The sequence below is a fragment of the Clostridium sp. AM27-31LB genome (genome assembly GCF_003480745.1).
GTDB lineage: Bacteria > Bacillota > Clostridia > Lachnospirales > Lachnospiraceae > Butyribacter > Butyribacter intestini.
The window spans coordinates 77,589-102,883 of record NZ_QUJS01000007.1; the positions used below are offsets into that span (position 1 = coordinate 77,589).

19 protein-coding genes are annotated in these 25,295 nt (G+C 35.9%); 17 read left to right on the top strand and 2 right to left on the bottom strand.

All coding sequences use genetic code 11. The features are described 5' to 3' along the window. From DW721_RS11105 to DW721_RS11145, 9 genes are all read left to right on the top strand, one after another. The gene (locus DW721_RS11105) at positions 1–1,227 is read left to right on the top strand and encodes a CpaF family protein (RefSeq protein WP_118745798.1); all 1,227 of its coding nucleotides are present in this window, start codon (positions 1–3) and stop codon (positions 1,225–1,227) included. After that, the gene (locus DW721_RS11110) at positions 1,164–1,955 is read left to right on the top strand and encodes a type II secretion system F family protein (RefSeq protein ID WP_118745799.1); all 792 of its coding nucleotides are present in this window, start codon (positions 1,164–1,166) and stop codon (positions 1,953–1,955) included. The genes DW721_RS11105 and DW721_RS11110 overlap by 64 nt, the downstream gene beginning before the upstream one ends. Before the next feature lie 112 nt (positions 1,956–2,067). Further along, on the top strand, positions 2,068–3,570 hold the full coding sequence (locus tag DW721_RS11115) for an immunoglobulin-like domain-containing protein (RefSeq protein WP_118745800.1): 1,503 nt from the start codon (positions 2,068–2,070) through the stop codon (positions 3,568–3,570). 201 nt (positions 3,571–3,771) lie between these two features. Beyond that, the gene (locus tag DW721_RS11120; RefSeq protein ID WP_022014535.1) at positions 3,772–3,972 is read left to right on the top strand and encodes a Flp1 family type IVb pilin; all 201 of its coding nucleotides are present in this window, start codon (positions 3,772–3,774) and stop codon (positions 3,970–3,972) included. Further along, positions 3,947–5,839 (top strand): DUF5702 domain-containing protein, encoded by a 1,893-nt coding sequence (locus DW721_RS11125; protein ID WP_147355403.1) that lies wholly within the window; start codon positions 3,947–3,949, stop codon positions 5,837–5,839. Before DW721_RS11120 ends, DW721_RS11125 begins: the two co-directional genes overlap by 26 nt. Next, positions 5,832–6,572 carry a hypothetical protein gene (locus DW721_RS11130; RefSeq protein WP_118745802.1) on the top strand — a complete coding sequence of 247 codons (741 nt, stop codon included), beginning with the start codon at positions 5,832–5,834 and terminating at the stop codon, positions 6,570–6,572. Before DW721_RS11125 ends, DW721_RS11130 begins: the two co-directional genes overlap by 8 nt. A 4-nt stretch (positions 6,573–6,576) precedes the next feature. Then, entirely contained in the window at positions 6,577–6,993 is a 417-nt protein-coding gene (locus DW721_RS11135) for a prepilin peptidase (protein WP_022014539.1), read from the top strand. 14 nt (positions 6,994–7,007) lie between these two features. Then, positions 7,008–7,655 (top strand): hypothetical protein, encoded by a 648-nt coding sequence (locus tag DW721_RS11140; RefSeq protein ID WP_118745803.1) that lies wholly within the window; start codon positions 7,008–7,010, stop codon positions 7,653–7,655. 38 nt (positions 7,656–7,693) lie between these two features. Beyond that, positions 7,694–8,947 (top strand): DUF6382 domain-containing protein, encoded by a 1,254-nt coding sequence (locus tag DW721_RS11145; RefSeq protein WP_118745804.1) that lies wholly within the window; start codon positions 7,694–7,696, stop codon positions 8,945–8,947. Positions 8,948–9,039: 92 nt separating this feature from the next. On the opposite strand, the gene DW721_RS11150 is transcribed toward DW721_RS11145, so the two are convergent. Next, positions 9,040–9,477, bottom strand: coding sequence for a protease complex subunit PrcB family protein (locus tag DW721_RS11150; protein WP_022014542.1), 438 nt, complete (start codon positions 9,475–9,477; stop codon positions 9,040–9,042). A 231-nt stretch (positions 9,478–9,708) separates the two neighbouring features. Here DW721_RS11150 and DW721_RS11155 point away from each other — a divergent pair, with 231 nt between their 5' ends. The 3 genes from DW721_RS11155 to DW721_RS11165 all read left to right on the top strand — a co-directional run bounded on the left by DW721_RS11155 (position 9,709) and on the right by DW721_RS11165 (position 14,513). Beyond that, positions 9,709–12,171: a glycogen/starch/alpha-glucan phosphorylase gene (locus DW721_RS11155; protein ID WP_118498805.1), complete on the top strand. Its 2,463-nt coding sequence runs from the start codon at positions 9,709–9,711 to the stop codon at positions 12,169–12,171. 457 nt (positions 12,172–12,628) lie between these two features. Then, positions 12,629–13,651, top strand: a complete 1,023-nt coding sequence (gene sppA, locus DW721_RS11160) for a signal peptide peptidase SppA (protein ID WP_118745805.1) — start codon at positions 12,629–12,631, stop codon at positions 13,649–13,651. After that, on the top strand, positions 13,641–14,513 hold the full coding sequence (locus DW721_RS11165; protein ID WP_243035999.1) for an RDD family protein: 873 nt from the start codon (positions 13,641–13,643) through the stop codon (positions 14,511–14,513). The genes sppA and DW721_RS11165 overlap by 11 nt, the downstream gene beginning before the upstream one ends. A gap of 85 nt (positions 14,514–14,598) precedes the next feature. On the opposite strand, the gene DW721_RS11170 is transcribed toward DW721_RS11165, so the two are convergent. After that, positions 14,599–17,232, bottom strand: a complete 2,634-nt coding sequence (locus tag DW721_RS11170) for an ATP-binding protein (RefSeq protein WP_243036000.1) — start codon at positions 17,230–17,232, stop codon at positions 14,599–14,601. 390 nt (positions 17,233–17,622) lie between these two features. Here DW721_RS11170 and DW721_RS11175 point away from each other — a divergent pair, with 390 nt between their 5' ends. From DW721_RS11175 to DW721_RS11195, 5 genes are all read left to right on the top strand, one after another. Beyond that, positions 17,623–18,069, top strand: a complete 447-nt coding sequence (locus DW721_RS11175; RefSeq protein WP_055945257.1) for a MarR family transcriptional regulator — start codon at positions 17,623–17,625, stop codon at positions 18,067–18,069. A gap of 249 nt (positions 18,070–18,318) precedes the next feature. Beyond that, positions 18,319–20,640 (top strand): ABC transporter ATP-binding protein, encoded by a 2,322-nt coding sequence (locus DW721_RS11180; protein ID WP_118745806.1) that lies wholly within the window; start codon positions 18,319–18,321, stop codon positions 20,638–20,640. Continuing rightward, positions 20,633–22,486, top strand: a complete 1,854-nt coding sequence (locus tag DW721_RS11185; protein ID WP_118745807.1) for an ABC transporter ATP-binding protein — start codon at positions 20,633–20,635, stop codon at positions 22,484–22,486. The genes DW721_RS11180 and DW721_RS11185 overlap by 8 nt, the downstream gene beginning before the upstream one ends. A gap of 411 nt (positions 22,487–22,897) precedes the next feature. Beyond that, positions 22,898–23,824 (top strand): M23 family metallopeptidase, encoded by a 927-nt coding sequence (locus tag DW721_RS11190; RefSeq protein ID WP_118745808.1) that lies wholly within the window; start codon positions 22,898–22,900, stop codon positions 23,822–23,824. Between the two features lie 420 nt (positions 23,825–24,244). Further along, positions 24,245–24,925, top strand: coding sequence for a TIGR00266 family protein (locus tag DW721_RS11195; protein WP_118745809.1), 681 nt, complete (start codon positions 24,245–24,247; stop codon positions 24,923–24,925). The last annotated feature ends 370 nt before the right edge of the window (positions 24,926–25,295 follow it).

Below are 25,295 nucleotides of genomic sequence, written 5' to 3' on the forward strand. Positions count from 1 at the left end.
ATGGAGAATATAAGCAAAATAAAAACAGAGATTTATAGGGAACTTGTTGAAAAAATGATTGATGGAGGGGAGTGCAGTGATGAAGAATTATATGAATTGATAGAGGAACGGGTATTTGAAAAAAGCCATAGTACATACATATCACAGAATGATAAGGAAATACTTGTCAGAGGAATTTTTAATTCAATACGCGGAATGGATGTACTTCAGGAACTTGTAGATAATCCTGATATTACTGAGATTATGGTGAACGGCTGCGATAATATTTTTATTGAAAAGAATGGCAGGATAAGCAGGTATCCGGAAAAGTTTGTAGATGTTAATAAACTTGAAGATGTTATCCAGCAGATAGTATCAAAGGTAAACAGGGTTGTGAATGAGACAAGTCCTATTGTAGATTTCAGGCTTGTTGACGGTTCAAGAGTGAATGTTGTACTGCCGCCTGTAAGCCTTAGCGGACCTGTTGTAACTATAAGAAAATTTCCGGAGAGTCCAATGACAATGGAGAAGCTTATAGAGATTGGCTCACTTACAAAAGATGCAGCGAACTTTTTGGAAAAGCTTGTGAAAGCGGGATACAACATTTTTATAAGTGGAGGAACAGGCAGTGGCAAAACAACATTTTTAAATGCACTGTCAGATTATATTCCAAAAGATGAAAGGATAATCACGATAGAAGATGCGGCAGAGCTTCAGATAAGAAATATACAAAATCTTGTAAGGCTGGAAGTAAGAAATGCAAATGTTGAGGGCAAAAATGCGGTAACAATAAGAGACCTCTTAAAGTCATCGTTGAGGATGCGGCCTGACAGAATAATCTTGGGCGAGATAAGAGATGCTGCGGCGTGTGAACTGCTAAACATAATGAACACCGGTCATGACGGAAGTCTTTGCACCGGTCATGCAAACAGTTCAAAGGATATGCTTTCAAGATTGGAAACATTGGTATTGTCAGGAATGGATATACCGGTGATGGCAATAAGAAATCAAATAGCATCTGCACTTGACATAATAATCCATCTTGGGAGGATTCGTGATAAGACCAGAAAGGTTTTAGAGATAGCAGAGATTGTTGGCATGGATGGGGACAGGATAAAGCTTCAGACTTTATTTGAGTTCGTTGAGGAAGGTGAGGATAAAGACGGGAGGGTGAAAGGAAGTTTATGCAGGAGAGAAAAGGGGCTTATCCACACGGAAAAGCTTCAAAGAGCCGGGATAGAGTTATAAATTTATTCAAATCAGATAAAACAAAGTTGATAAAATACTTTTTTTGTGGATTTGGAAAGATGTTTTTGGTATCAATGTTATTTTACAAGTCAGTTATCATATGTTTATTCATATCTGTTATATATGGGTGGCTTAATATAAAAGTTGAAATAAAAAGAAATAATGAACACTGGAAATGGAATGTAAATCTTGAATTTAAGGAAATGATGTTGAGTGTGTCGGCTGCTCTTTCAGCGGGTTATTCTATTGAAAATTCCATAAGGGAGTCAAGAAAAGACATAGAATTATTGTATGGGAAAAAATCGCTGCTTTTGCCTGAGGTAGACAGAATGATTTTATCCGTAGAAAACAGTATTCCTATAGAAAAGGCAATATCGGAGTTTGCATCAGAGTGTGATGTTGAGGATATAAAGTGCTTTTCGGATATATTTTGTATTGCACAGAAAACAGGTGGAAATATGGTTGAAATAGTTAAATCTACGGCAGATAAGATAAGCAGTAAGATAGAAGTCAATAGGGAGATAAAAACAATGATAGCGGCAAAAAAGATGGAAAGCAGGATAATGAATGTAGTACCGCTTTTGATAATCGTATATTTCTGGATAACCTCACCAGGTTTTTTGGATTGCCTTTATACGGTGGGCGGGCATATTTTTATGACAATATTGTTTTTGATATACATATTCGGCTGTATGCTCAGCAATAAGATAGCAAATATAAAAATTTAACGCTATCAGGGAAATGGCAGAGTGGATTGTGAATATCCGCCTGGCTGCAGATGGCAGGCTGCAGCATTGATTAGGACAAGATTTAAATCTACAAATAAGAAGGAGGGGTATGTTGAGGGATATTATTTTATTTGGTGTTAGTGTCGGAGTATTATGTTTATATTTTGCATTTCTGCTTTATGAATGGTTTTTAAATAAAAAGGAAATGCGGGCTGAAACTGATAAAACATATAATTTTATACTACCGGCGGCAAAAAGGATTTTAAGTATTTTGCAGAATAGACTTCATATGGAGTTAAAGGAAGAATCCTTAAAAAGATACAGAAAATTGTATGTTGGAAAAAGTGATGATGATATAAAACGGGATTATTACATAAAACATATATCGGTATTTTTATATATGCTTGGAATATGTCAGGTATTGTTTTTGGTGACATTGTTATCATGTCAGAATGACCGGGAACTGGTTTGCGGTTATTATATTGAGAAAAATGACATTGGTGGCGAACAAAAAGAGATAAAGGTAGAGACAAAAATAGGTGGGTTAGAAAAAGAATTAGATATAACATTACCAGAGAGAAAATATAGTGACGAGGAAATTAAGATACAGTCAGAAAAGGTAAAAAAATATATTTATGCACATTATCTTGGAAAAAATAAATCCTCTGATAAAGTCTGTAAAAATCTGTATCTTATGAAAAAAGTTAAAGGAAGTATGTTTGTGGTGTCGTGGTTTTCTGATGATGAGAAAATTATATCGGAACAGGGAAAAGTATATGGCAGCAGGATAAGTAAGCCGCAGCAGGTCGGACTTACGGCTGTTATAAAATATGAGGCATTCAAGGAAAAATTAAGGTTTAATGTTATTGTAACTCCAGTAAAAAAAGGAAACGAACAAAGTATATGGGACGAGTTGGATAAACTTCTTTCAGATGCTATGGAAAAAACAAAAAGTCTGAGATATTTTAAACTTCCTGAAAAAGTCGCAGGGAAAAAAATCAAATATGGCATAAATAGATATGAGCCTTTGTGGAAACTTACGGCAATTATGGCAGTTATGTTTATTGTTGTTCCATATTTACTTGAAAGCATGACAAAAAGTAAAGTGTCAGACAGGGAAAAGCAGTTAAAACTTGCATATCCTGAGATGATAGAAAAGTTTGTATTGCTGGTAAATGCAGGATTACCGGTAAAAAATGCGTGGATTCGTATAACGGAAACAGAGGGTGAGAAATCAAAAGCTAATAATTATACTGATAAAAATTATTTGAGTAAGAATTATCGGGATAATTATTATCTTATAGAAGAAATGCTTCTGACAAGAAGGCAGATGGAAAATGGACTTAGTGAAGAAAAGGCATATGAGCTGTTCGGGAGGAGGATAGGACTTTTAAGCTATATGAAGTTTTGCACATTACTTGTGCAAAATATGAAAAAAGGAACCGCAGACCTGATAAGGATTTTGGAGTATGAATCCGCAGATGTATTTAACGAGAGAAAGGAGAATGTCAAAATACTTGGAGAGGAAGCAGGAACAAAGCTTCTTCTTCCCATGATGATAATGATGGTGATAATATTTGCAATAATAATGTACGCTGCTTTTGCAGGTATGTAATGTACTCTCAAAATCTTCTGGACGAAGAATTTTGAGATGAATTTTTGAGATACAATGACATTTTCGCAATACATACAAAGTATGTATGCGTACACGGTGTGTGCGACAAGAAAATGGAAACAGTATATTTGAAATCTAGTCGAAATGACTCGTTTTAAGGAGATGACGAGAGTACATTGTAGAGAAAGAGAGGAAAAAATTATGATAAGAAAGAACGATTTAAGAGATTTGATTTATGAGGAAGATGGAATAGGTGTGGTTGAGATTATTCTTATTCTTGTAGTGCTTATAATGCTGGTGGTTATATTTAGAAAACAGATAACAGGTATTGTAAGCAGTGCATTTTCAAATATAAATGAGGATTCGGAAACGATAAATGAAGATATTGAACTTGATGAATAAGAAAAAATTAACAGCACAGGGAAGCATAACCGTTTTTATGACCTTTATTTTTATGATTATATTAAGTCTCATACTTGCTATATTTGAAAATACAAGAATCATATCTTCAACAGGCTATATGAAAAATGCATCGTTGAGTGCAGAAAAGACCTTATTTGGTGATTATAATCTGGAACTTTATAAGGAGTATGGCTTGTTTGGATATGGTGGTTATAATGGGATTGATTACGATGATATGTGTCAGGAATTTAGGGAAATTGTTAAAAAAAATCTTTGCGTAAAGCCGGAAAATGCGTTGTTGACATATACGGACATATATAAAATAAAAAGTATAGCTGTAAAGACTGAAAAAAGTCAGGGATTTAAAGATGGTGATAATTGGGACAGGCAGATAAAGGCGTGTCTTGTGAATGATACTGTCGATGAAATTGCAGACAAGATAAAAAATAAACATTCTGAGGATGGTACATATGATGAAAAGGAAGTTTATAAAAAACTTGATGATGCAGACAGTTATGAAACGGGAAAATATAAGGAAAAATATGCTGATAAGAATGAAAAGGGGAGTGATGAAAAGCAAGGAAAAACAGAGATTGAAAATTCGGATAAAGATGGAAATAAATCTGAGAAAAACGATAAAACAGAAGCCCAAAAGGATAAAGCCGATAAAAAAAGAAATGACATGGAAGATGCGGATATTGGAAACCCATTAGAAATGTTTAAGGAACTGGTACAGAATGGTTATCTTTCGCTGGTGTGTGATATTTCTGAAGTTTCAAATGAGAGCATAGAAAAAGCACTTGTAGAAGATGGTTATGTCAGTGAAGAAAAAAAAGTTAAAGAAAATGTTTTATCAGAAAGAAGTAAAAAGAATAAAGCTGGAAAAAACGTTTTATTGGAAGGCAGTGAAACAAATAAAGTCAGAAAAAATGTTTTATTGAAAGGCGGTGGAGAGAATAAAGCTGGAAAAAATGTTTTATCGGAAGATGGAGAGAAGAAAATTTCAAAATCAAAAAAACATGAGAAAACAGAGGGTTATGAGAGTGCCGGTTCATTTTTAAAAAATATATTCTCAAACACTGATATGCAGGATACTGACTTTAAGGCTATAGGAAGCTGTGGAACAAATAAATTGTCAGAGATGATTTATGCGGAAAAGAAACTTACATCTTATGCAAAGAGTTCTGCAAGTGCAGTTGATTATGGTATGGAATATCTGATATGCGGAAAAGAAAACGAAAGGGATAATCTGACTGGAGTTATAAATAGGATAATTTCTATGCGTATGCTTATAAATTTTGCAATCATTTCAAAAGATGAAGTGATAAAAGCAAAAGCACTTGCCACAGCGACTGCAATAGCAGGAATAACAGGAATAGAGCCGGTCATAAAAGGGGTTCAGTATGCAATAATTGCAATCTTAGCATTTGAGGAGTCATGTATAGATACAGCAGCACTTCTTGACGGTAAAAAAATTCCACTGTTAAAAAATACAACTGATATAAAAATAAAATATGAAGAAATATGTACCGTATCAGGTGGTTTTTTTAGAGAGAAAGCACGGCAGTATCAAGAAAGTGATGGAAAGATAACAGCAAATTTTATAGATTACAGGGAATATCTTTTTGCATTTCTTGCGGTGGTTCCGGAAGAAAAAATAAAAAGCAGACTATTTGATATTATCCAACATGATTTGAGAACAAGATATAATGAGAGTTTTCGCATCCATGATTGTATAGTAGCAGCGGATTACAATATTACATATAGTATGAAATTTGCATTTCCGTTTTTATGGAATATGTATGGAAAGGATTTGAAGTATAAAAAATTTAGAAGGCAGGTGAGCGTTAGTCACAGATATGGATAAAAATATAAAAGCATCAATTACGGTTGAAGCATCATTTTGTGTTCCTATATTTTTTCTGGTGTTGTTTTCATTGTTGTATGAATTTAATATTCTATTTGGAATAAATGAAAATTATGCAAAATTGTATGATGCGGCAGACAGATATGCGATATACAGTCATGATACCAATGACAATAATTTGGACAAAGCTGAATATTCATATGAAAAAATCAGAATGCTTACAGATAATATAGCTTCGTTTTTAAATGGTAAAAATATAATAAGCTGGATAGATAAAGGCAGATATAAGGTCTGTTATATGAAATACAAAAAGAAAGTTCCATTTGGAATGGCAGGGTTTGGACAGAATTTTTACCACCAGATGGTTGTGAGTGAGTATGCTGGAAAAAGTATGCTGACTGATGAAACGGCAGGGGATGAAGATGTTTATATAACGGAGACAGGCAAAGTCTATCATACACATTCTGACTGCACATATTTAAAACCGAGTGTAAAGAGAGTTTTTGCAGATAAAATTGACGGAATGAGAAATCTTTCAGGAGGGAAATACAAAAGATGTGAGCATTGTTTAAAGCATTCTAAAACTGTAGGGACTTATATTTACATAACAGATTATGGAGACCGGTATCATATGTCAGGACATTGTTCAGGAATAAAAAGAAATATAAAAAAGGTAAAAAAATCAAAAGTAGGAGGAATGTCAGAGTGCAATAAATGTATGGAAAGGGGATAGATATATGGCAGTAACGATATTACTTGGATTATGTCTTGCTATATGTATGATAACGGATATTATAAAAAGAACGGTTGATATAAGAGTGCTGATATTATTTTTTTGTATGCTTATGATTTGTGGATTTATTGAAAAAAACATCAGTATTCATAATATTACAGCAGGTTTGTTTGCGGCTGCTTTATTTGCGGCATTATCTTTTGTTTCAAAAGGAGCAATCGGCATGGGAGATGCCTTGCTGTATTCATGTATTGTGTGTTTTGTGGGCATGGAAAAAGCTTTTTACATTATTTTTATGTCGGTGATGTTTGCGTTTTTTGCTGCATTATATCTTGTGATAGTTAAAAGAAAAGAAAAAAAATATGAAATACCGCTGGTACCGTTTATTTTTATGGCATATGTAAGCAGCTTTATGGTTTGACAGGGGGAGGGTTATTGGAAAAGATTGATTATAATAATAAAAATATGAGAAGTTATAAAAAATGTAAAGATGCAAATCAGAAAGAAGATATATCTGTTGAAAAATGTAAGGATGTAAATCAGAAAGAAGATACATCTGTTGAATATGAGGAGGTAGGCAAAAAAAGAAAAATGGTTAAAAAATATGATATATCAGGTAATTACACGGTTGAAGCTGCTTTTATTGTTCCAATGATACTGGGTATTGTCTTTGCAATCATGTATATGCTCTTTTTTCTGCATGATAAAGTGGTTTTGCAGGAAAATCTAAGGACAGTAGTGTTGAGTGCTGCACAGAATGAAAATGTATCTGGCAGGAATGTAGTTACTGAAAATTTAGCAGAAAAGATTGAGAAAGGTGCTGAGAGTTCGTTAGGAAAAAAGGTAAATACCGTAACAGGCTATAAAGAACAGGTATCAAAAAATTTAATAGTCCTAAAAGTCAAAAATGCGGATTGCAATGTTGGTATTAAGTATGTGACAGCTAAGGCAAATGCTGTTGCGAATATGAATATTCCCGTTATAGTTTACTTTATGAAAAAGAAAAACAAAATCTGCTTAAAAACAAGATGCTTGAAATTGAAACCGGAAAGTATGCTTTGGAGAAAAAATACTAAGCAGTAAAAAGCTGCAAATGGCTTTTGGAGGTGAAAATAAAAATTATGGTTAAATATGAAAAAAAAGATGGTGCATTTGGTTCATATATTGTGTATGAGATTGATGATGTGGATAGTGAAACAGCAGAAAATGAAACGATAGAACTGAAAATGCTTAAAAATAACAAGATACCGGGAGTGCTTACATATGACATTAGATATATGGATGATAAATTTTGTCTGTATTATGATATAAAAGATATGATTTCCATGAAAGATGCGATAAATATAAAAAGTGTTGGGTATAATGAGCTGTGTCGTATATATACTGCGGTTATACAGATTGCAAAAAGTTGTAAAAAATATCTTATATCATTTGATTCAATTATGTTTAAAATGGAGCTTATATATACTAAAAGAAAGTTCAGGGAGTTTGCTTTCTGTATTTTTCCGGACCATGATATTTCATATAGAAAACAGTTGAAAGATATGACGGAAGAACTTATGAGGGCAGTGGAGCATGAGGACAGGGAGGGGGCGGAATTTATTTATGAATTATATGAAATTGTTTCAACAGATAGTTTTTTTATCGGTGACATTGAGGAGTTTGTAGATGAAAAAAAGAAAATTCATGATTTAAAGAATAGTGAGATATGTGAAGACAAAATATCTGTGGAAGATAAAGGCAGAAGAATACAGTCGGAGCAGACGAAAAAGGAACTTTCCGGTGAGTGCCGGAGAGAAAGAAATAACTGTAATGATAAAATTTATCAATCTGATATAATCGGTGTGGAGGAAAAAGTCTGTAAAGTTAATAAAACAGGTTCGTACAGAAAAGATTATAGCGATGGCAAAGTCCGTAAGGCAGGAAAAAGCTCTAAATATAGTAAGATTTTTAAAAATAGAAAGTCTTATCAAGACGGTGAAATCTGCATGACGGGCAAAGATTATCAAGTTGGCGAAGTCTGTCGGGATAGAAGTAAAAAATTCACGCTGGTGAGAGGAAATATAAAAGATGTGCTGGTGAGGGAGTTCGTTCCAAGAGCCATAGATATAAAGAAGTCTGTTTCGTTTGGCTGTGGAATGGAGGAGTGTGTGCATATAGGCAGGAGTGTAAAAAATGAAGTTGTATTTCCACAGAATTATATCAGCAGGATACACGCAGTACTTGAGGCAGATGAAAATTTTTTGTATGTTACCGATAAAGGTTCTTTAAACGGGACTTTTATAAATGGCAAAAAAATTGCCGCAAATGTAAAAACAAAGTGTAGTGTCAGGGATGAGATTACATTTGCGGATATATGTTTTATTGTTGTTTGAGTACACCAGGGTGCTGGAGCTAAAAGACATTTTGAAATCAACTGATGCCGTGTATTGTTCCATTGCTGTCTGATTTTGTCACTTGCATAATACTACTTAAAAACAATAGATTTGTTGATATATTCTGTTTTAACTACAATATACGGATAACTCTTGGCTTTAGAAGTTGATTTTTGCTTAGGACCATATAATTCCGTGTCAAATACGATATAGTTATCTGAAAGATAAAGTTCATTGACGGTTATGCTGAAATCAGGTGAAAGCTGTTTGCCGTAGCCTTTTACTATATAGAGTTCTCCCTCACATGAAAAACTGAGTTCAAAGGCATTTTCTTTGCGTTCCCTTATCATTTTTCTGAGTTCCTGTGGGATTTCGCTACCAGTTACGACAGTGTAATCTATATCCCTAGTTTTTGGATAATCATCCTGTTTGCTGCATCCGCTAAACAAAAAAGTTGATGATAATGCGGCTGATAGGAGAAAAATATAAACTTGAATTCGGTGAAATGAGGTTTTGTTTCGATTGAACATAGGGCTGCCTCACTTTATTATATTAGTAAAATATTATGAATAAAAAATGCTTTTTATGTATATTTTTAAGGAAATAAGGTACAAAGAACCGAAAAAATTATCAAAAATCAGCGTCAGAAAGATATTATATGTTGTAATTGCTTTCGTTGATTTTTAGAGGACTGTGGTTTATAATAGTAAATATCAGACATAGTTGGCTGTGGAAGTAAAAGCAGGAGGATAGTAAATAGTATGAAAGAATTGAACAAGGTAGAGTTTAAAAAGGAAGTCGAGGATTATTTAAAAGTTTTATTTAGAAAATCTATCAATGAAGCTGATGATCAGCAGAAGTTTCAGGCTGTAGCATATGCAGTTAAGGATTTTATCGTAGATCAGTGGATGGCTACACACAGAACTTATGAGGAACAGGATGTTAAGACAGTTTATTATTTGTCAATGGAGTTCCTTACAGGTAGAGCTTTAGGAAACATTATCATTAACTTAAAAGGAAATCAGGCAATAAAAGATGCTATCGAAGAACTTGGTATGGATCTTGATGTGATCGAGGATCAGGAGCCGGATGCTGCACTTGGAAATGGTGGTCTTGGAAGACTTGCAGCTTGTTTCCTTGATTCGTTGTCAACACTTGGATATCCGGCATATGGATGTGGTATCCGTTATAAGTATGGAATGTTTAAGCAGGTTATTGAAAATGGTTATCAGCTTGAAAAGCCGGATGACTGGCTCAAATATGGAAATCCATTTGAAATTAAAAGACCTGAGTATGCAGTCGAGGTTAAGTTTGGCGGTTATGTTGCTATCCGCAAGGATGAGTGCGGCAGGGATAAGTTTGTTCAGGAGAATTATCAGTCAGTAAGAGCCGTTCCTTATGATCTTCCAATCGTTGGCTACAATAATAATGTTGTAAATACATTGAGAATTTGGGATGCAGAGCCTATTGATACATTCAATCTTGACTCATTTGATAAGGGGGATTATCAGAAAGCAGTTGAGCAGGAAAATCTTGCAAGAACTATCTGCGAGGTACTTTATCCAAATGATAACCATATGGCAGGTAAAGAGCTTAGATTAAAGCAGCAGTATTTCTTTGTATCTGCAAGTATTCAGCGTGCAGTTATGAAATATATGGAAAAGCATGATGATATTCGTAAAATTCATGAAAAAGTCGTATTCCAGTTAAATGATACACATCCTACAGTTACTGTTGCAGAGCTTATGCGTATCCTTATGGATGAGTATAATCTTTCATGGGATGAAGCATGGGATGTTACCACAAAGTCATGTGCATACACAAACCATACAATCATGTCAGAAGCACTTGAAAAATGGCCTTTAGAGCTGTTCTCAAGACTTCTTCCAAGAATTTATCAGATTATTGAAGAAATAAACAGAAGATTTGTACTTCAGATTCAGGCTGCATATCCTGATGATAACAGCAAGGTTGAGAAAATGGCTATCATTTATGACGGTCAGGTTAAGATGGCACATCTTGCAATAGCAGCAGGTTTTTCTGTTAATGGTGTTGCTAAACTACATACTGAGATTCTTAAACATCAGGAACTTAAAGATTTCTATGAGATGATGCCTGAGAAGTTCAACAATAAGACAAATGGTATCACGCAGAGAAGATTTTTACTTCATGGAAATCCGTTGCTTGCACAGTGGATTACAGATAAGATTGGTGATGACTGGATTACAAATCTTAAACATATCAATGAACTTTCTGTTTATGCTGATGATGAACTCAGCCAGAAAGAGTTTATGAATATCAAGTATAAGAATAAAGTAAGACTCGCAAAATATATCAAAGAGCATAATGGAATCGAAGTAGATCCTCGTTCTATCTTTGATGTGCAGGTAAAGCGTTTACATGAGTATAAGCGTCAGCTTTTAAATATTCTTCATGTAATGTACCTTTACAATAAATTAAAACAGAATCCGGGAATGGACTTCTATCCTAGAACATTTATATTCGGTGCAAAGGCATCGGCAGGATATATGAGAGCAAAATCAATCATTAAGCTTATCAACAGCGTTGGTGATGTTATCAATAATGATGCTTCAATCAATGGAAAGATTAAGGTTGTATTTATTGAGAACTACAGAGTATCAAATGCCGAGATTATCTTTGCGGCAGCAGATGTTTCAGAGCAGATTTCAACAGCAAGTAAAGAAGCATCAGGAACAGGAAACATGAAGTTTATGTTAAACGGTGCACTCACACTTGGTACGATGGATGGCGCAAATGTTGAGATAGTTGACGAAGTTGGCGAGGAAAATGCATTTATCTTCGGTCTTTCATCAGATGAGGTAATCGCATATGAGCACAACGGACAGTACAATCCAAGAGATATATACAATTCGGATGCAGACATCCGTGCCGTTCTTACACAGCTTGTAGACGGGACATACTCACAGGGCAATTTTGAAGAGTTTAGAGATATTTACAATTCACTTCTTGACGGACAGGGCGGCAGACCTGACATGTACTTTATCCTTAAAGATTTTAGATCATATGCAGAAGCCCAGGAAAGAGTTGAAGCAGCTTACAAGGATGAGAAGAAGTGGGCTCGTTCAGCTATGTTAAATACAGCAAAGAGCGGTAAATTCTCATCAGATAGAACTATTGAGGAGTATGCAAAAGAAATCTGGCATCTTGACAAAGTTAAAGTTGAGGTTACGGACGCAGACTAATTGTGAGTCTATATGAGTGCCGGCTGGTTCATTATAATGTGTAATAGCAAATTATTATAGAATGAGCAAGCTCTGATATTACCGATTATATTTTTGTAGCTGAACTGTTACACTCTAAATTGCATATATTAATGGGTTTAATAAAGACTTCAAAATGTGCAAAAGAGAATGTTACAAATCATCCCCCGTTTTACTGCGATAGCAGTAACGGGGGATTTTTTAAATGTATAGGAAAAAGCACATAACATAGTGTGATGCCGTTTTTTAAATTTTATCATTAGCTGCCGGTTAAACAAAATAACCGGATTTTACAGGACTACAGTGTAAGTGATTTTATGTTTTTTGACCGAATAGCTTCATTGTGGTAAAATTATCCATGTTGCATACAATAAATGCATGAAAGTGCACAAAATGCATGAAAGTGCATATTGCAGATTAGTAGGGAAAGGAAAATTTTATGAAAACAAAACAAATTATCAGCATCGTGATTACCGGAGTTGTGATAATAGCGGTTGGAATCACAGGTGTTGCATCAAATGTGATAGGTTCAAAACTTATTAAGCAAAACAAAACAGAAACAAGCAGTATAGTGAAAGATATGTTTTCGTCAGTTTCGGGAGATTCAAATATAGAGCTTCCGAATAAAGATTTTGTCGGTGTCATAAATATTGAGGGGGAAATCGGAGCTTCTTCATCTAACAGTCTTACATCAGACAGCACATACAATCATGACTTTTATTTAAAATATATTGAAAAGATGGAAAAGTCAGATAAAAATAAGGGAATACTTCTTTATGTTGACAGTCCGGGAGGAGCTGTTTATGAGAGTGATGAGATGTATCTTAAACTTATGGAATATAAAGAAAAGACAAAAAGACCGATATGGGCATATTTTGCATCACAGGCTTGCTCAGGCGGATATTATATCTCAATGGCGGCAGATAAGATTTATGCAAACAGGAATTGCTGGACGGGTTCTATCGGCGTTATAGTTTCACTTACAAATTGCAAGAAACTTTATGACAAACTTGGTATAAAAGAGATTGATATAACAAGCGGAAAAAATAAAGCTATGGGTTCACAGGGGCTTGAGCTTACAAAAGAACAGAGAGGTATCTTACAGTCACTTGTAGATGAAGCTTATGACCAGTTTGTGGGAATTGTTGCTGATGGCAGAAAGATGGATAAGTCGGCAGTAAAGAAAATAGCAGATGGTCGTATCTATTCAGCAAAGCAGGCAAAGGAAATAAATCTCGTGGATGAGGTTGGCTCTCTCAAAGACGAAAAGAAAGCATTTGCAAAAGAAGTAGGATTTTCGGAGGACATAACTTATTATACACCTGAAAAGGATTCATTATCAGGAATGTTTAGCAGTATATTTGGTGCAGTAAAAGACATTGTTCCTAAGTCAGATATTGATCTTGCAGAGGACATTGTTCAAAACAATGGAAATGGGGTGCTTAAATATTATGCAAAATAGACCGGATAATCGTATATATGCAGGCTTTTTTGTTCGTCTTGCAGCATATATAGTTGATACTGTAATTGTCTGGGCGGCTATGCTTATCGTCAGGATTCCCGTATGGGTCACAACGATTTCAAGTCCCGATAACTTTTTAGTAAAGGATTTTATCTTTCAATATTCTATCAAAGATATATTGTTTTACATTATGCAGGCGGCATACTTTGTCCTGCTCACATATTTTACGGGTTCAACGCTTGGAAAGAAACTTTTTCAGATAAGAGTGGTGAGTGCCGAAGATAGAAAAATGACATTTTTTGAAGTGACATTCAGAGAGACAGTAGGAAGATTTTTGTCTGCACTTATACTCTCGATAGGATATATCATGATTGCTATTGACAAGAAAAAAAGAGGACTTCACGATATTTTAAGTGATACAAATGTTGTATATTATCATGAGAAAAAGGTTTACACTCATGCGGATATACATTACAGAAACATGGTTGATGCAAATGTGCAGGCTGTGGCACAGCCACAGAATCCAAATTCATACGGAGAGGTAAATGCACAGTCACAAAGTCCAAATCCATACGAAAAAGTAAATGCACAGTCACAAAGTCCAAATCCATATGGAGAAGTGAATGTACAGCCGCAGAGTTCAAATCCATATGGAGAGGTAAATGTGCAGCCACAGAACCAAAATCCATATGAAAAAGTAAATACGCAGCCACAAAATCAGGATAATAAATCTGTATATTCAAATGATACGGATGATTTTGACAATACGAATAATGCTGAAGTATCATCGGAAAAAACGGTTCATCCACAGAATATGCCGAGTGGATATTTTGAGGAAGCTGACGATAAAGATGGAAAATAAAATCAGGTAAAAGTTTTATTTTAATAGGTCCCCACCCACCACTTATTGGTCTATGCAATAGAAGTGGTGAGTGGGGTCTTTTTTTCTAATTTCTAAATTCTGACAGTACTTTTAAAAGTTTGAAAATATCAACAGGCTTTGATAAATACTTGTTCATGCCGGCATTAAGACATTTTTCAATATCTTCTTTAAAGGCATTTGCAGTCATTGCTATGATAGGAATAGTATGAGCTTCGGAACTATTCATGTTTCTTATGGCGGTTGTTGCGTAAAGTCCGTTCATTACGGGCATTTGCATATCCATAAGTATCGCATCATAGGTATGCTTTTTAGAATTTTTAAGCATTTCAACACATATAGAACCGTCGGAGGCGTGTTCACAGGTTATGCCATGCATTTTCAAAAGTTCAGATATGACTTCGTAATTTAATTCATTGTCTTCCGCTATAAGCAGGTTCATTCCGGAGCAGATTTTTGAATAATATTCTATTGTCAAAGTTTCAGTGGCATTTTTTGAACGCTCCTTAAGATATGGAAGTTCCAATGTTACGGTGAAAGTAGTTCCTTTGCCGAGTTCGCTCTGAACATCTATGCTGCCGTTCATTATATCAGTGAGATATTTAACAATCGACAGACCAAGCCCATATCCGGGAACTTTATTTATTCTTGAATCAGTTTCACGCGTGAATTTTGAATACATATTTTCAATATATTCTTTTGACATACCGATGCCGGTGTCACTTACTTTAGCGATAAGCCGTATGTTTTTGCTGCCTGGTATTTCTTGTTGATACATTTCAAAAACAATACTTCCTCCGTCAGGAGTGTATTTTATGGCATTAGATAGTATATTTGTGTATATCTGCTTGATACGGAGTGGGTCGGCAAATAATTCACTATATAAAATATCATGTTTAAAACATTTGATGTCAAGGTCTTTACCAAGTTTTATCTGTTCCAATGATGGAGGAAATTCATCAAAAATTTCACAGATATTTATTTCCTTTGGTGTAATTTTCATCTGTCCGTTTTCTATTTTTGAAATATCGAGAACTTCATTGACAAGCTCTAATAAAAAGTTGCCTGAAAGTTTAATTTTTTCAAGACTGTATTTTACTTTGTCAGGTTCGGTTAAATGCGTTGCGGCTATATCTGTAAATCCCATAATTGCATTCATCGGTGTTCTTATGTCGTGTGCTATCTGTGATATAAATTCTGTTTTTGCAACATTTGCTTTGTTTGCTTCTTCAGCTATTGAAATCCAGCTTTGTTCACGGCGTTTGCTCGCACTTATTATCTGTGTGACATATAAAACATCCGTTACGGTATTTGCTTCGTTTCGTTTTCTTACTATAAATCTTGCAGTGTGCCAGTTATTGTCAGTAGTCAGGTACTCTGTTGCTATGGTTTCCTCATTTTCAAGGCGTTTTGCAAGTGTCGATATATCAAAGAACTGCAGCAGTCTGTCTTTGTATTCGGGAACAATAAATTCATTGCACAATTTGTTCATTTCATAGGATGCACAGCCTGTTTTTCCTGCAAGTCTATGGGAGCCGCTTTTTCCGGATATTTCTTTAAATGTATCTTTTTCCAAGTCTATAAGAAAAATTGTATAATATATCTGGCTTAGTGCAGATATAACTTCATTTTTAAGATTGGCTTCTGCAAGTGCCTGTTCAAGTTCAAACTGTTTTTTCTGCTCAATCGCCACAATGTCATCAATATGTCTGAAACCGAGTAAGAGTTTGTAGTCTGAAACAGTTAGTGAAATTCGTACAATGACAGTTTCAAAATACTGTTGCCTTAAAAGATTTGGTACGCTTCGATATCTGAATACCAATCGTTCTTTATTTTTTAGCTCATCTTTAAGATTTTGTATATCCATTGTTTTCTTAAAGAAATCAATACTTTCAGATGCTATATATTTTTCAGCGTAAATTTTAATTGTTTCAGTATAGTCGAGCGGTTTTGGATTTTCAACCGGAATGAAATTAGCGGCATTTGCAATTCTGTCAAGCTTGAGCAGTTCCAGAGTGTTTTTTTCAAGATCGACATAATACACGGAGGTATAGTCACGGCACAAAACATCAAGAAACTGTTTTTCTTTTTCAAGCTCAGATTTATTTTCATTTATAATGTCCTGACGCTGCATAAGGAGAAAATCCTTATCTATATTTTGCCATATACTGCCAAGATGCATACCTATCGTACGCATAAGCATCAGGTGGAAAGGCGAAATTGGAAAGGAAGGTGCATCAAGTCTGATATATCCGAGAAGGTTTCCGGCATATGATATAGGAAATGCAATAACAGAATTTATACCGGCATTAAGAAGTTTATTATTCTCATCAGTCATGGCAGTAGGACTGTCCTTAATATCTGTTTCGATGATTATCTGACGCGTGGACAAACGGCTGTGCCAGTCAGGGATTGTTTCTGCCGAAAATATGTCAGGCAGAGTATCAGATAAATGATAGCCGTTTTTCAAATACTTAAATTTAAGTTCATATATATTTTTGTTAAATAATTCAAAAATAAAAGCTGCACTGCTGTTTGTAACAGTGCAAAGCTGTTTGAAAATTGACTCTAAGAATGTTGCTCTGCTTTTGTCTGGTGTAAGATTTTCTAAGTTAATCAATTCATTGATTATCGAATTGTAAGTACTTTGAAAATTATTATTTTCGTTGTTATTATAAATATTTTCCATGTATGTGCTCATATATATTCTCCTTCATCCCCTCAATATATGTTTATTGTGTCATTGATATTCAATATATAAATTACAGATTGTCGTGTATTTAAATGTAAGTCAGTGATATAGTATGCCGGTGTTGTTTAAAAGTATTAAGTTAATTGTAGCATTAAAACAGATAAAGTAAAAGTGCTGAGTTCGGTGTTGTTGTGGTGCATGGATATTTTGTGGTTGACATTTGCAATTAACGGTGTTATTATTTCACATACGCAATATATAACAATGTTAAGTTTTGAAAAGGTTATATATTATGCAGTACATTATATTAAATATGATAAGTTTTTAAATGATGTTTTTTGCTGCCAACTGATTACATTACAGGTGTAAACATTATTATTTTTTTGATGAGGTGAGATGATGAATGATAAATTTGAGGAACTTTTTAAGGCTATGCATCAGTTTCATAAACTGAGGATTGGTGAGATGATGCCAAATGTCAGCGGTGCTGATTTTTGGGCGATGAACAATATTGTAAATAAGAGCGAAGATGGAAAGATAACCATTTCTGAACTTGCTAAAAAGACAAATGTACTTCCATCTGCAATATCGAGAACTATCAGAGGTCTTGAGGACAAAGGATATGTCGAAAGGACAATAAATAAAAATGACAGGAGAAATACTTATGTTGAGATGACTGACAGGGGAATAGAAGTTATGCAGGAAGTAAAAGAAACTATGCATAATTTCGGAGAAGCAGTTTTATCAAAACTTGATGAGGATGAACTTTCACAACTCGTAGCATATCTGAATAACATATATGATATTGCGAAAAAGGAGATTGAAATTAGAAAGATTAAGAAATAGATATGATGCGAAACTGATTGCAGGCTGTGAAGATTGTGTGGATATAGCAAAGAATACCGCCGGCACGCTTGCGCTATGTTGTCACTCGTAGCAGTACATAAGTCAGTAAAAGACACTGACTAAGTTCTGACGGTGACAAAAATGTCGGCTAACATTCTTTGTTATATCTCCACAATCAATTTAAAATTATGACAGTTTCATAAATGTCTATAAGAATTAGAAGATAGAAAGTAAAGAAAGGATAGAACAATGGGTAAAATTTTTAAAAATATGCTTCCTTACCGGAAAGCGGTTATTATTATCATTGCTTTGCTGTTTGTGCAGGCGTGGTGTGATCTGTCGCTTCCGTCTTACACATCGGATATTATCGATGTGGGTATTCAGAACAGCGGTGTTGAACATATTGTGCCTGAGAAACTTACAAAGAGTGAGTTTAAAGCGGCACAGTTTATCATGACGGATGATGAAGCTGATTTGTGGAAAGGTCTGTATAAAGCGGATGGAGAGTTTTATAAACTTAAGGATAAGTCATCTAAGGAGCTTGATGAAGCGGATGAAAAACTTACTTTGCCGCTTATCATGAATTATCAGATGAGCACTTTAGAGGTAAGCAGCTTCAAAAAGACGATTGCAAATCAGATGGGAAAGAAAGAGTCTGAACTTGAAAATGTAAGTGTCGAGCAGCTTGGCGAGTCACTCGGTGTGAAACTTAAGAGTTTCAAACAGGAAAAAGAGGATGATGACGGAAACAAAGTTAAGGTTGACTGTGTTGACGCAAGACCGTTTTTTGCCGGAATGATGCAGAGTGGCAAGATGGATAAAAAGAGCATTTTGTCTATGAGGGATAAGATGAGTGATACTATAGATGCAATGGGAAGTTCTCTTGTTAAATCAATGGGTGTTGCCTATGCGGTTTCCTGTGATAAGGCGGCAGGCATTGATGTTGACCATATCCAGAAATCATATCTTTTGTTTGCGGGACTAAAAATGCTTGGAATGGCACTTCTTATGGGTGTGGTGACAGTGCTCGTCGGTTTCTTTGCTTCGAGAGTCGGAGCAGGAATCGGTATGACACTCAGGGAAAAAGTATTTAAAAATGTTGTCGGATTTTCAAATGCCGAGATGGATAAGTTCTCAACTGCATCACTTATCACGAGAAGTACAAATGACATCCAGCAGATACAGATGGTATCGGTAATGCTCTTAAGAATGGTTGCATATGCACCTATTCTTGGAATCGGCGGTGTGTTAAAAGTTGTGCAGACGGGAGCAGGCATGGGATGGATAATCGTGCTTGCGATAGCTGTTATACTCGGATATGTCATGGTACTTATGTCTGCCGCTATGCCTAAGTTCAAACTTATGCAGAAGCTGGTCGATAATATCAACCTTGTTTCGAGAGAAATTCTTACCGGACTTTCAGTTATCCGTGCATTTGGCAGGGAGAAAAAAGAAGAAGAAAGATTTGACGAGGCAAATAAAGACCTAACAAAGACAATGCTTTTTACAAACAGGGTTATGACATTTATGATGCCGGGCATGATGATGATAATGAATATTCTTACAGTCGGCATTGTGTGGTTTGGTGCTAAAAAGATTGACGGTGGAAATATGCAGGTCGGTGCTATGACTGCATTTATAACATATGCGATGATGATAGTCATGTCATTCCTTATGCTTACGATGATGTCTATAATGCTCCCTCGTGCGGCTGTCGCAGCAGAGCGTATTGACGAGGTTGTCCGCACAGAATCTTCTATTAAAGATGCTGACGAGCCGGAAAAACTTACAAGCCATGACGGTGTAATATCATTTGAGCATGTAAACTTTAAATATCCGGGAGCAGAGGAAGATGTACTTCACGATATTGATTTTGTGGCAAGACCGGGGGAGACAACTGCTATCATAGGCAGTACGGGATGCGGCAAATCAACATTGGTAAATCTTATTCCGAGATTATACGATGTTTCGGATGGAAAGATATTGCTTGACGGAAAAGATATAAGAAATATTTCAATGTCAGATCTCAGGGAAGAAATCGGTTTTGTACCTCAGAAAGGAGTTCTTTTCTCAGGAACTATAGCTTCAAATCTCCGCTTTGGAAATGATGATGCAACTGATGAGGAGATAAAGAAAGCCGCCAGGATAGCACAGGCGACAGAGTTTATCGAGGCGAAAGATGATAAATACGAAAGCTCAATATCACAGGGTGGAAGTAATGTATCAGGAGGTCAGAAACAGCGTCTTGCGATAGCGAGAGCGATAGCCAAAAATCCAAAGATATTTATATTTGATGACAGTTTTTCGGCACTTGATTTAAAGACGGATGCAGCACTTAGAAAAGCGTTATCTGAAAATGTAAAGGACAGCACGGTTATCATTGTTGCACAGAGAATAAGCACAATATTACACGCAGAGCAGATACTTGTTCTCGATGACGGAAAAGTAGTCGGAAAGGGAACGCATGAACAGCTTCTTAAAAACTGTGATGTGTATCGTGAGATTGCAAAATCCCAGTTGTCTGCTAAAGAACTTGGCATGGATGAAAGTGAGGTGTCAGACAATGAGTAATGAGGAACAGTTTAAAAAGCCACAGCCACGCAGGAGAGGGCCTATGGGCAGAGGTATGCAGCCGGGCGAAAAGCCTAAGAATCTCAAAAAATCATTAAAAACACTTGTAAAATATATCGCAAAATATAAGGCAGGCATATTTGTCGTAATGTTTTGTGCGGCATGCTCAACCGTCTTTACCGTAGCAGGACCGAAGATATTAGGTGAAGCGACAACTGCATTATCTGAGGGTCTTATGGCAAAGATAAGCGGAACAGGAAGCATTGATTTTGATAAGATAGGACGCATACTTCTTATTGTGCTCGGTCTTTATCTTTGCAGTGCATTGTTTAGCTTTATTCAAGGCTGGATAATGACCGGCATCACGCAGAAAGTATGTTATAAACTTCGACAGGAAATATCAGAAAAGATAAACAGGATGCCGATGAAATATTTTGAGAGCCGCACTTACGGCGAGGTGTTATCACGAATTACAAATGATGTAGATACACTCGGACAGGGTCTTAACCAGAGCATAACAACGATAATCACATCCGTTGCAACACTTATCGGTGTCCTTGTAATGATGCTCAGTATCTCGCCGCTTATGACACTTATCGCACTTGTCATACTTCCTATATCACTTGCACTTATAAGTCTCGTGACAAAGAAATCACAAAAATTTTTCCGTGCACAGCAGGAATATCTCGGTCACATAAACGGTCAGGTCGAGGAAGTTTACGGCGGTCATCTTGTAATAAAAGCATTTAACCGTGAAAAAGATACTATAGAGGAATTTGAAAAAACAAACAAAATTTTATATGACTCAGCATGGAAATCGCAGTTTCTTTCAGGAATGATGCAGCCTATAATGATGTTTGTCGGAAACTTAGGCTATGCGTCAGTTGCACTTGCAGGTGGGATGCTCGCAATAAAAAATGTCATTACGATAGGTGATATACAGGCGTTTATCCAGTATGTAAAGAACTTCACACAGCCGATACAGCAGATAGCACAGGTAATAAACATGGTTCAGTCAATGTCTGCGGCATCGGAGAGAGTTTTTGAATTTCTTGACGAGGAGGAAGAACAGCAGATAGTAGAAAATCCTGCCGACATTTCAAAAGTAACAGGAGAGGTATCATTTGAAAATGTTCATTTCGGTTACAATCCTGAGCAGATAATCATTAACGATTTCAGTGCAAAGGTAAAACCGGGACAAAAGATAGCGATAGTAGGCCCTACCGGTGCAGGAAAGACAACTATGGTAAAACTTCTTATGCGTTTTTATGATGTAAACAACGGTGCGATAAAATTAAACGGCAGCAATATAAAAGATTTTAACAGGCGTGAACTCCGCGACGCATTTGGAATGGTGCTTCAGGACACCTGGCTTTTTAAAGGAACGATAATGGAAAATATCCGTTACGGAAGACTTGATGCGACAGACGAGGAAGTAATCGCAGCGGCAAAAGCGGCGAGAGCACATCACTTTATTCAGACACTTCCGGGCGGTTACCAGATGGAACTTAACGAAGATGCAAGCAATGTGTCACAGGGACAGAAGCAGCTTCTTACGATAGCGAGAGCAATTCTTGCGGACAATAAGATACTTATCCTTGATGAAGCAACCTCTTCGGTTGATACAAGAACCGAGATAGAGATACAGAAAGCTATGGATAATCTTATGAAAGGACGCACGAGTTTTGTCATTGCACACAGGCTTTCAACAATTCGTGATGCCGACCTTATACTTGTTATGAAAGACGGAGATATAATAGAGCAGGGAAATCACGATGAGCTTCTTGCAGCAAACGGATTTTATGCAAATCTTTATAATTCACAGTTTGAGGATGTTGTGGCGTAGAGAAAGTTATACAATGGCATTTTGGCTGCAACATGATATTTTTTACAGTTTGAGGATGTTGTGAAATAGAGAAGTAATCATACAGTCATATGGCAATTATATTTTAAACAATAATTTTGAATAAAAAAAAGAAATCTGTTAAGAATATTAACAGATACTATCAGACAACTTGATGGCATTGAGTTATTGTTCATTCGTATGCCTGACATTAGCTGTCAGGCATACGCCAATGAATGGGCTTTATAGGATTTCAGCCCCATGCATCGAAGATGCATTTTGAATGGACTGAAATCATTACTGGTCGCACTGCAAGGGTGAGCAGTAATGGCATTGAGGTGTCTGTTTTGTTTAAAAGTAATTGTTGCCGGTCGCACCGTAGGTGTGAACAATAACTAATGGAGGGATTGCCGTATGTATGATAAGAAAGAAAACAACTTTAAGAAAAAAGGGCTTTGCGTGTCATTATGTGCTGCACTTGTATGTGGTCTTGGAATAGGCGGGGTATATTACAAGATGAATAAAGCACCGCAGAGTGACGGGACAAAACTTTTTTCAGACTCATCGACAGGTACAAAATCAGCAGATACAAATGATAAAAAGGAAACATCGTCAGATAAAAAAGACAATGCAGCAGACAAAAATACGGAAAATAAAACAGTAGCGGCAGGTTCGGGTGCTGTAAAAAACATCAAAAAGAAAAATATTAAAAGTGCAAAAGAAAAATTAAACGATGCAAAGGCAGAAATTAAATCTGACAAAAACAATAATGATGTTTATGTAAAAAAAACAGCAGCTAAAACGGATGATAAAAAGAAAAGTACAGATACAAAACAGCATGATGGCAACATAAAAAAGAATAGAAACACAGATAAGAATAAAACGGTAAGCACAATGTCAAAGGATAATTCTCTTAAATTTGATGCAGAAAAGGGAATGATATGGCCTGTTGGAAGCGGCGAAAAGGACATAATCCTTAAATTTAGCAACAGCAATACGGTATATTTTAAGACACTTGCACAGTACAAAGTAAATCCTGCCGTCGTTATAGCGGCAAAAGCTGATGAAAAGGTAAAAGCTGCGGCAGCAGGTATTGTAAAAAGTATAAAGACAAGTGACGAAACAGGAACAACGGTAACCGTTGATATAGGAAACGGATATGAAGCTATATATGGTCAGCTTAAAAACTTAAATGTAAAGAACGGTCAGAAGATTGCCAAAGGTGATATAGTAGGTCATATAGCAAAACCTACGAAATATTATACAGAAGAAGGAACAAATCTTTATTTTGAAGTTAAAGAAAACGGAAAGAGCGTAGATCCTCTGTTGCTTTTGAAATAGATATTTTTTAGAAGACAAGCGGATATTCGTAACCTGCTCTGTTACTTCCTTGATAGAGTTAAATATAATTGATAACTGTTGTTACTGTACTTAGTGTACTGCCTGTTGATATTTTGCCAAATAACTTGTATAAATTTCCATCTGCTTCGTTGTCATCAATCGCCGTAGCCCACTACGACTCATTCTTCCGTCTTGCAGACTGAAAATTTATCCTGAGTTATTTAGCTAAAAGTCAGCAGGTCAGTACACTGGATAGATGTGTCAGTGACAGCAGTTTTTCTTTTCATAAATACCAATATATGTTAATATAATGATGCAAGGGTCAAAAATAAATGTCAATGTATGTTTTAGAACCTTACACTAAGTGATAAAGAAGTTGGTTGAAAAGATTGCACTTAAAGTGCGGAAAGAGAGGGAGTTATGCAATACAGATTAGTAGGAAATACAATGCCGGCAGTTGAGGTGCTTTTTGATTCACCGGGAGAGTCTATGTACACACAGTCAGGTGGCATGGCATGGATGACCGAGGGGATTCGGATGGACACAAATACGAAAGGCGGTCTTTTAAAGGGTGTTGGTCGTATGTTTGCGGGTGAATCAATGTTTATGGCAACATACTCGGCAACTAAAGCAGGGGCAGAAATTGCATTTGCATCAACTGTTGCAGGTGAAGTTCTTCCTATAAATATTGGCGAGACAGGTGGGTTTATCTGCCAGAAAGGGGCATTTCTTTGTGCTGAGCCTTCAGTAGAACTATCAGTTGCATTTACAAAGAGATTTTCATCAGGTTTCTTTGGCGGAGAGGGTTTTATACTCCAGGATATTACAGGAACAGGTATGGTATTTCTTGAAATTGACGGTGATAAAGTTATAAAAGAACTTGCACCGGGTGAGGTTTTAAAAGTTGACACCGGTAATGTGGTCGGATTTGAAAAGACTGTAAGCTATGAAATAGAGACAGTAAAAGGTCTTAAGAACATATTCCTTGGCGGAGAGGGACTTTTCCTGACAAGACTTGTAGGACCGGGAAAGGTTATACTCCAGACGCAGAACTTTAATGATTTTGCGGGAAGGGTTGCAAGCAGAATTCCGTCTAAGTAGTTTTTGCGGCGGCATTTATTTTGAAAATGTTAATTTTGGGCGGCATCGGACTGTGATTTTTCACAAGCTGTTTGGCAAAATGTAAATGATGTTTTATGCTATGAAAAAAACTGTGGATTGTTATCTTTTAAGAATTTTTAATGGATAACCAGTCCACAGTTTTTAGTTTATGGGATTTGGCTATTATACAATAGTTGTTTTAATCAACTGTAGCCGGAATTTTACCCTCTATGATGGCTTTTACATCACCAATGCTCTTGTCTGTAAAAGTAGCTATCTGTTCAGGACTGTATAATTTTACTAAAAATACTTTGTTATCGACTGGCTTCGGTATTTGTAAGGTTCTGGGATGTTATGGAATATCCGGCTC

What these genes read in the sequence shown, in the direction of transcription:
- DW721_RS11105 (WP_118745798.1), top strand. Translation starts at nt 1, where the DNA reads ATGGAGAATATAAGCAAAATAAAAACAGAGATTTATAGGGAACTTGTT.
- DW721_RS11110 (WP_118745799.1), top strand. Translation starts at nt 1,164, where the DNA reads ATGCAGGAGAGAAAAGGGGCTTATCCACACGGAAAAGCTTCAAAGAGC.
- DW721_RS11120 (WP_022014535.1), top strand. Translation starts at nt 3,772, where the DNA reads ATGATAAGAAAGAACGATTTAAGAGATTTGATTTATGAGGAAGATGGA.
- DW721_RS11125 (WP_147355403.1), top strand. Translation starts at nt 3,947, where the DNA reads ATGAAGATATTGAACTTGATGAATAAGAAAAAATTAACAGCACAGGGA.
- DW721_RS11130 (WP_118745802.1), top strand. Translation starts at nt 5,832, where the DNA reads ATGGATAAAAATATAAAAGCATCAATTACGGTTGAAGCATCATTTTGT.
- DW721_RS11135 (WP_022014539.1), top strand. Translation starts at nt 6,577, where the DNA reads ATGGCAGTAACGATATTACTTGGATTATGTCTTGCTATATGTATGATA.
- DW721_RS11145 (WP_118745804.1), top strand. Translation starts at nt 7,694, where the DNA reads ATGGTTAAATATGAAAAAAAAGATGGTGCATTTGGTTCATATATTGTG.
- DW721_RS11150 (WP_022014542.1), bottom strand. Translation starts at nt 9,477, where the DNA reads ATGTTCAATCGAAACAAAACCTCATTTCACCGAATTCAAGTTTATATT.
- DW721_RS11155 (WP_118498805.1), top strand. Translation starts at nt 9,709, where the DNA reads ATGAAAGAATTGAACAAGGTAGAGTTTAAAAAGGAAGTCGAGGATTAT.
- sppA (WP_118745805.1), top strand. Translation starts at nt 12,629, where the DNA reads ATGAAAACAAAACAAATTATCAGCATCGTGATTACCGGAGTTGTGATA.
- DW721_RS11165 (WP_243035999.1), top strand. Translation starts at nt 13,641, where the DNA reads ATGCAAAATAGACCGGATAATCGTATATATGCAGGCTTTTTTGTTCGT.
- DW721_RS11170 (WP_243036000.1), bottom strand. Translation starts at nt 17,232, where the DNA reads ATGAGCACATACATGGAAAATATTTATAATAACAACGAAAATAATAAT.
- DW721_RS11175 (WP_055945257.1), top strand. Translation starts at nt 17,623, where the DNA reads ATGAATGATAAATTTGAGGAACTTTTTAAGGCTATGCATCAGTTTCAT.
- DW721_RS11180 (WP_118745806.1), top strand. Translation starts at nt 18,319, where the DNA reads ATGGGTAAAATTTTTAAAAATATGCTTCCTTACCGGAAAGCGGTTATT.
- DW721_RS11185 (WP_118745807.1), top strand. Translation starts at nt 20,633, where the DNA reads ATGAGTAATGAGGAACAGTTTAAAAAGCCACAGCCACGCAGGAGAGGG.
- DW721_RS11190 (WP_118745808.1), top strand. Translation starts at nt 22,898, where the DNA reads ATGTATGATAAGAAAGAAAACAACTTTAAGAAAAAAGGGCTTTGCGTG.
- DW721_RS11195 (WP_118745809.1), top strand. Translation starts at nt 24,245, where the DNA reads ATGCAATACAGATTAGTAGGAAATACAATGCCGGCAGTTGAGGTGCTT.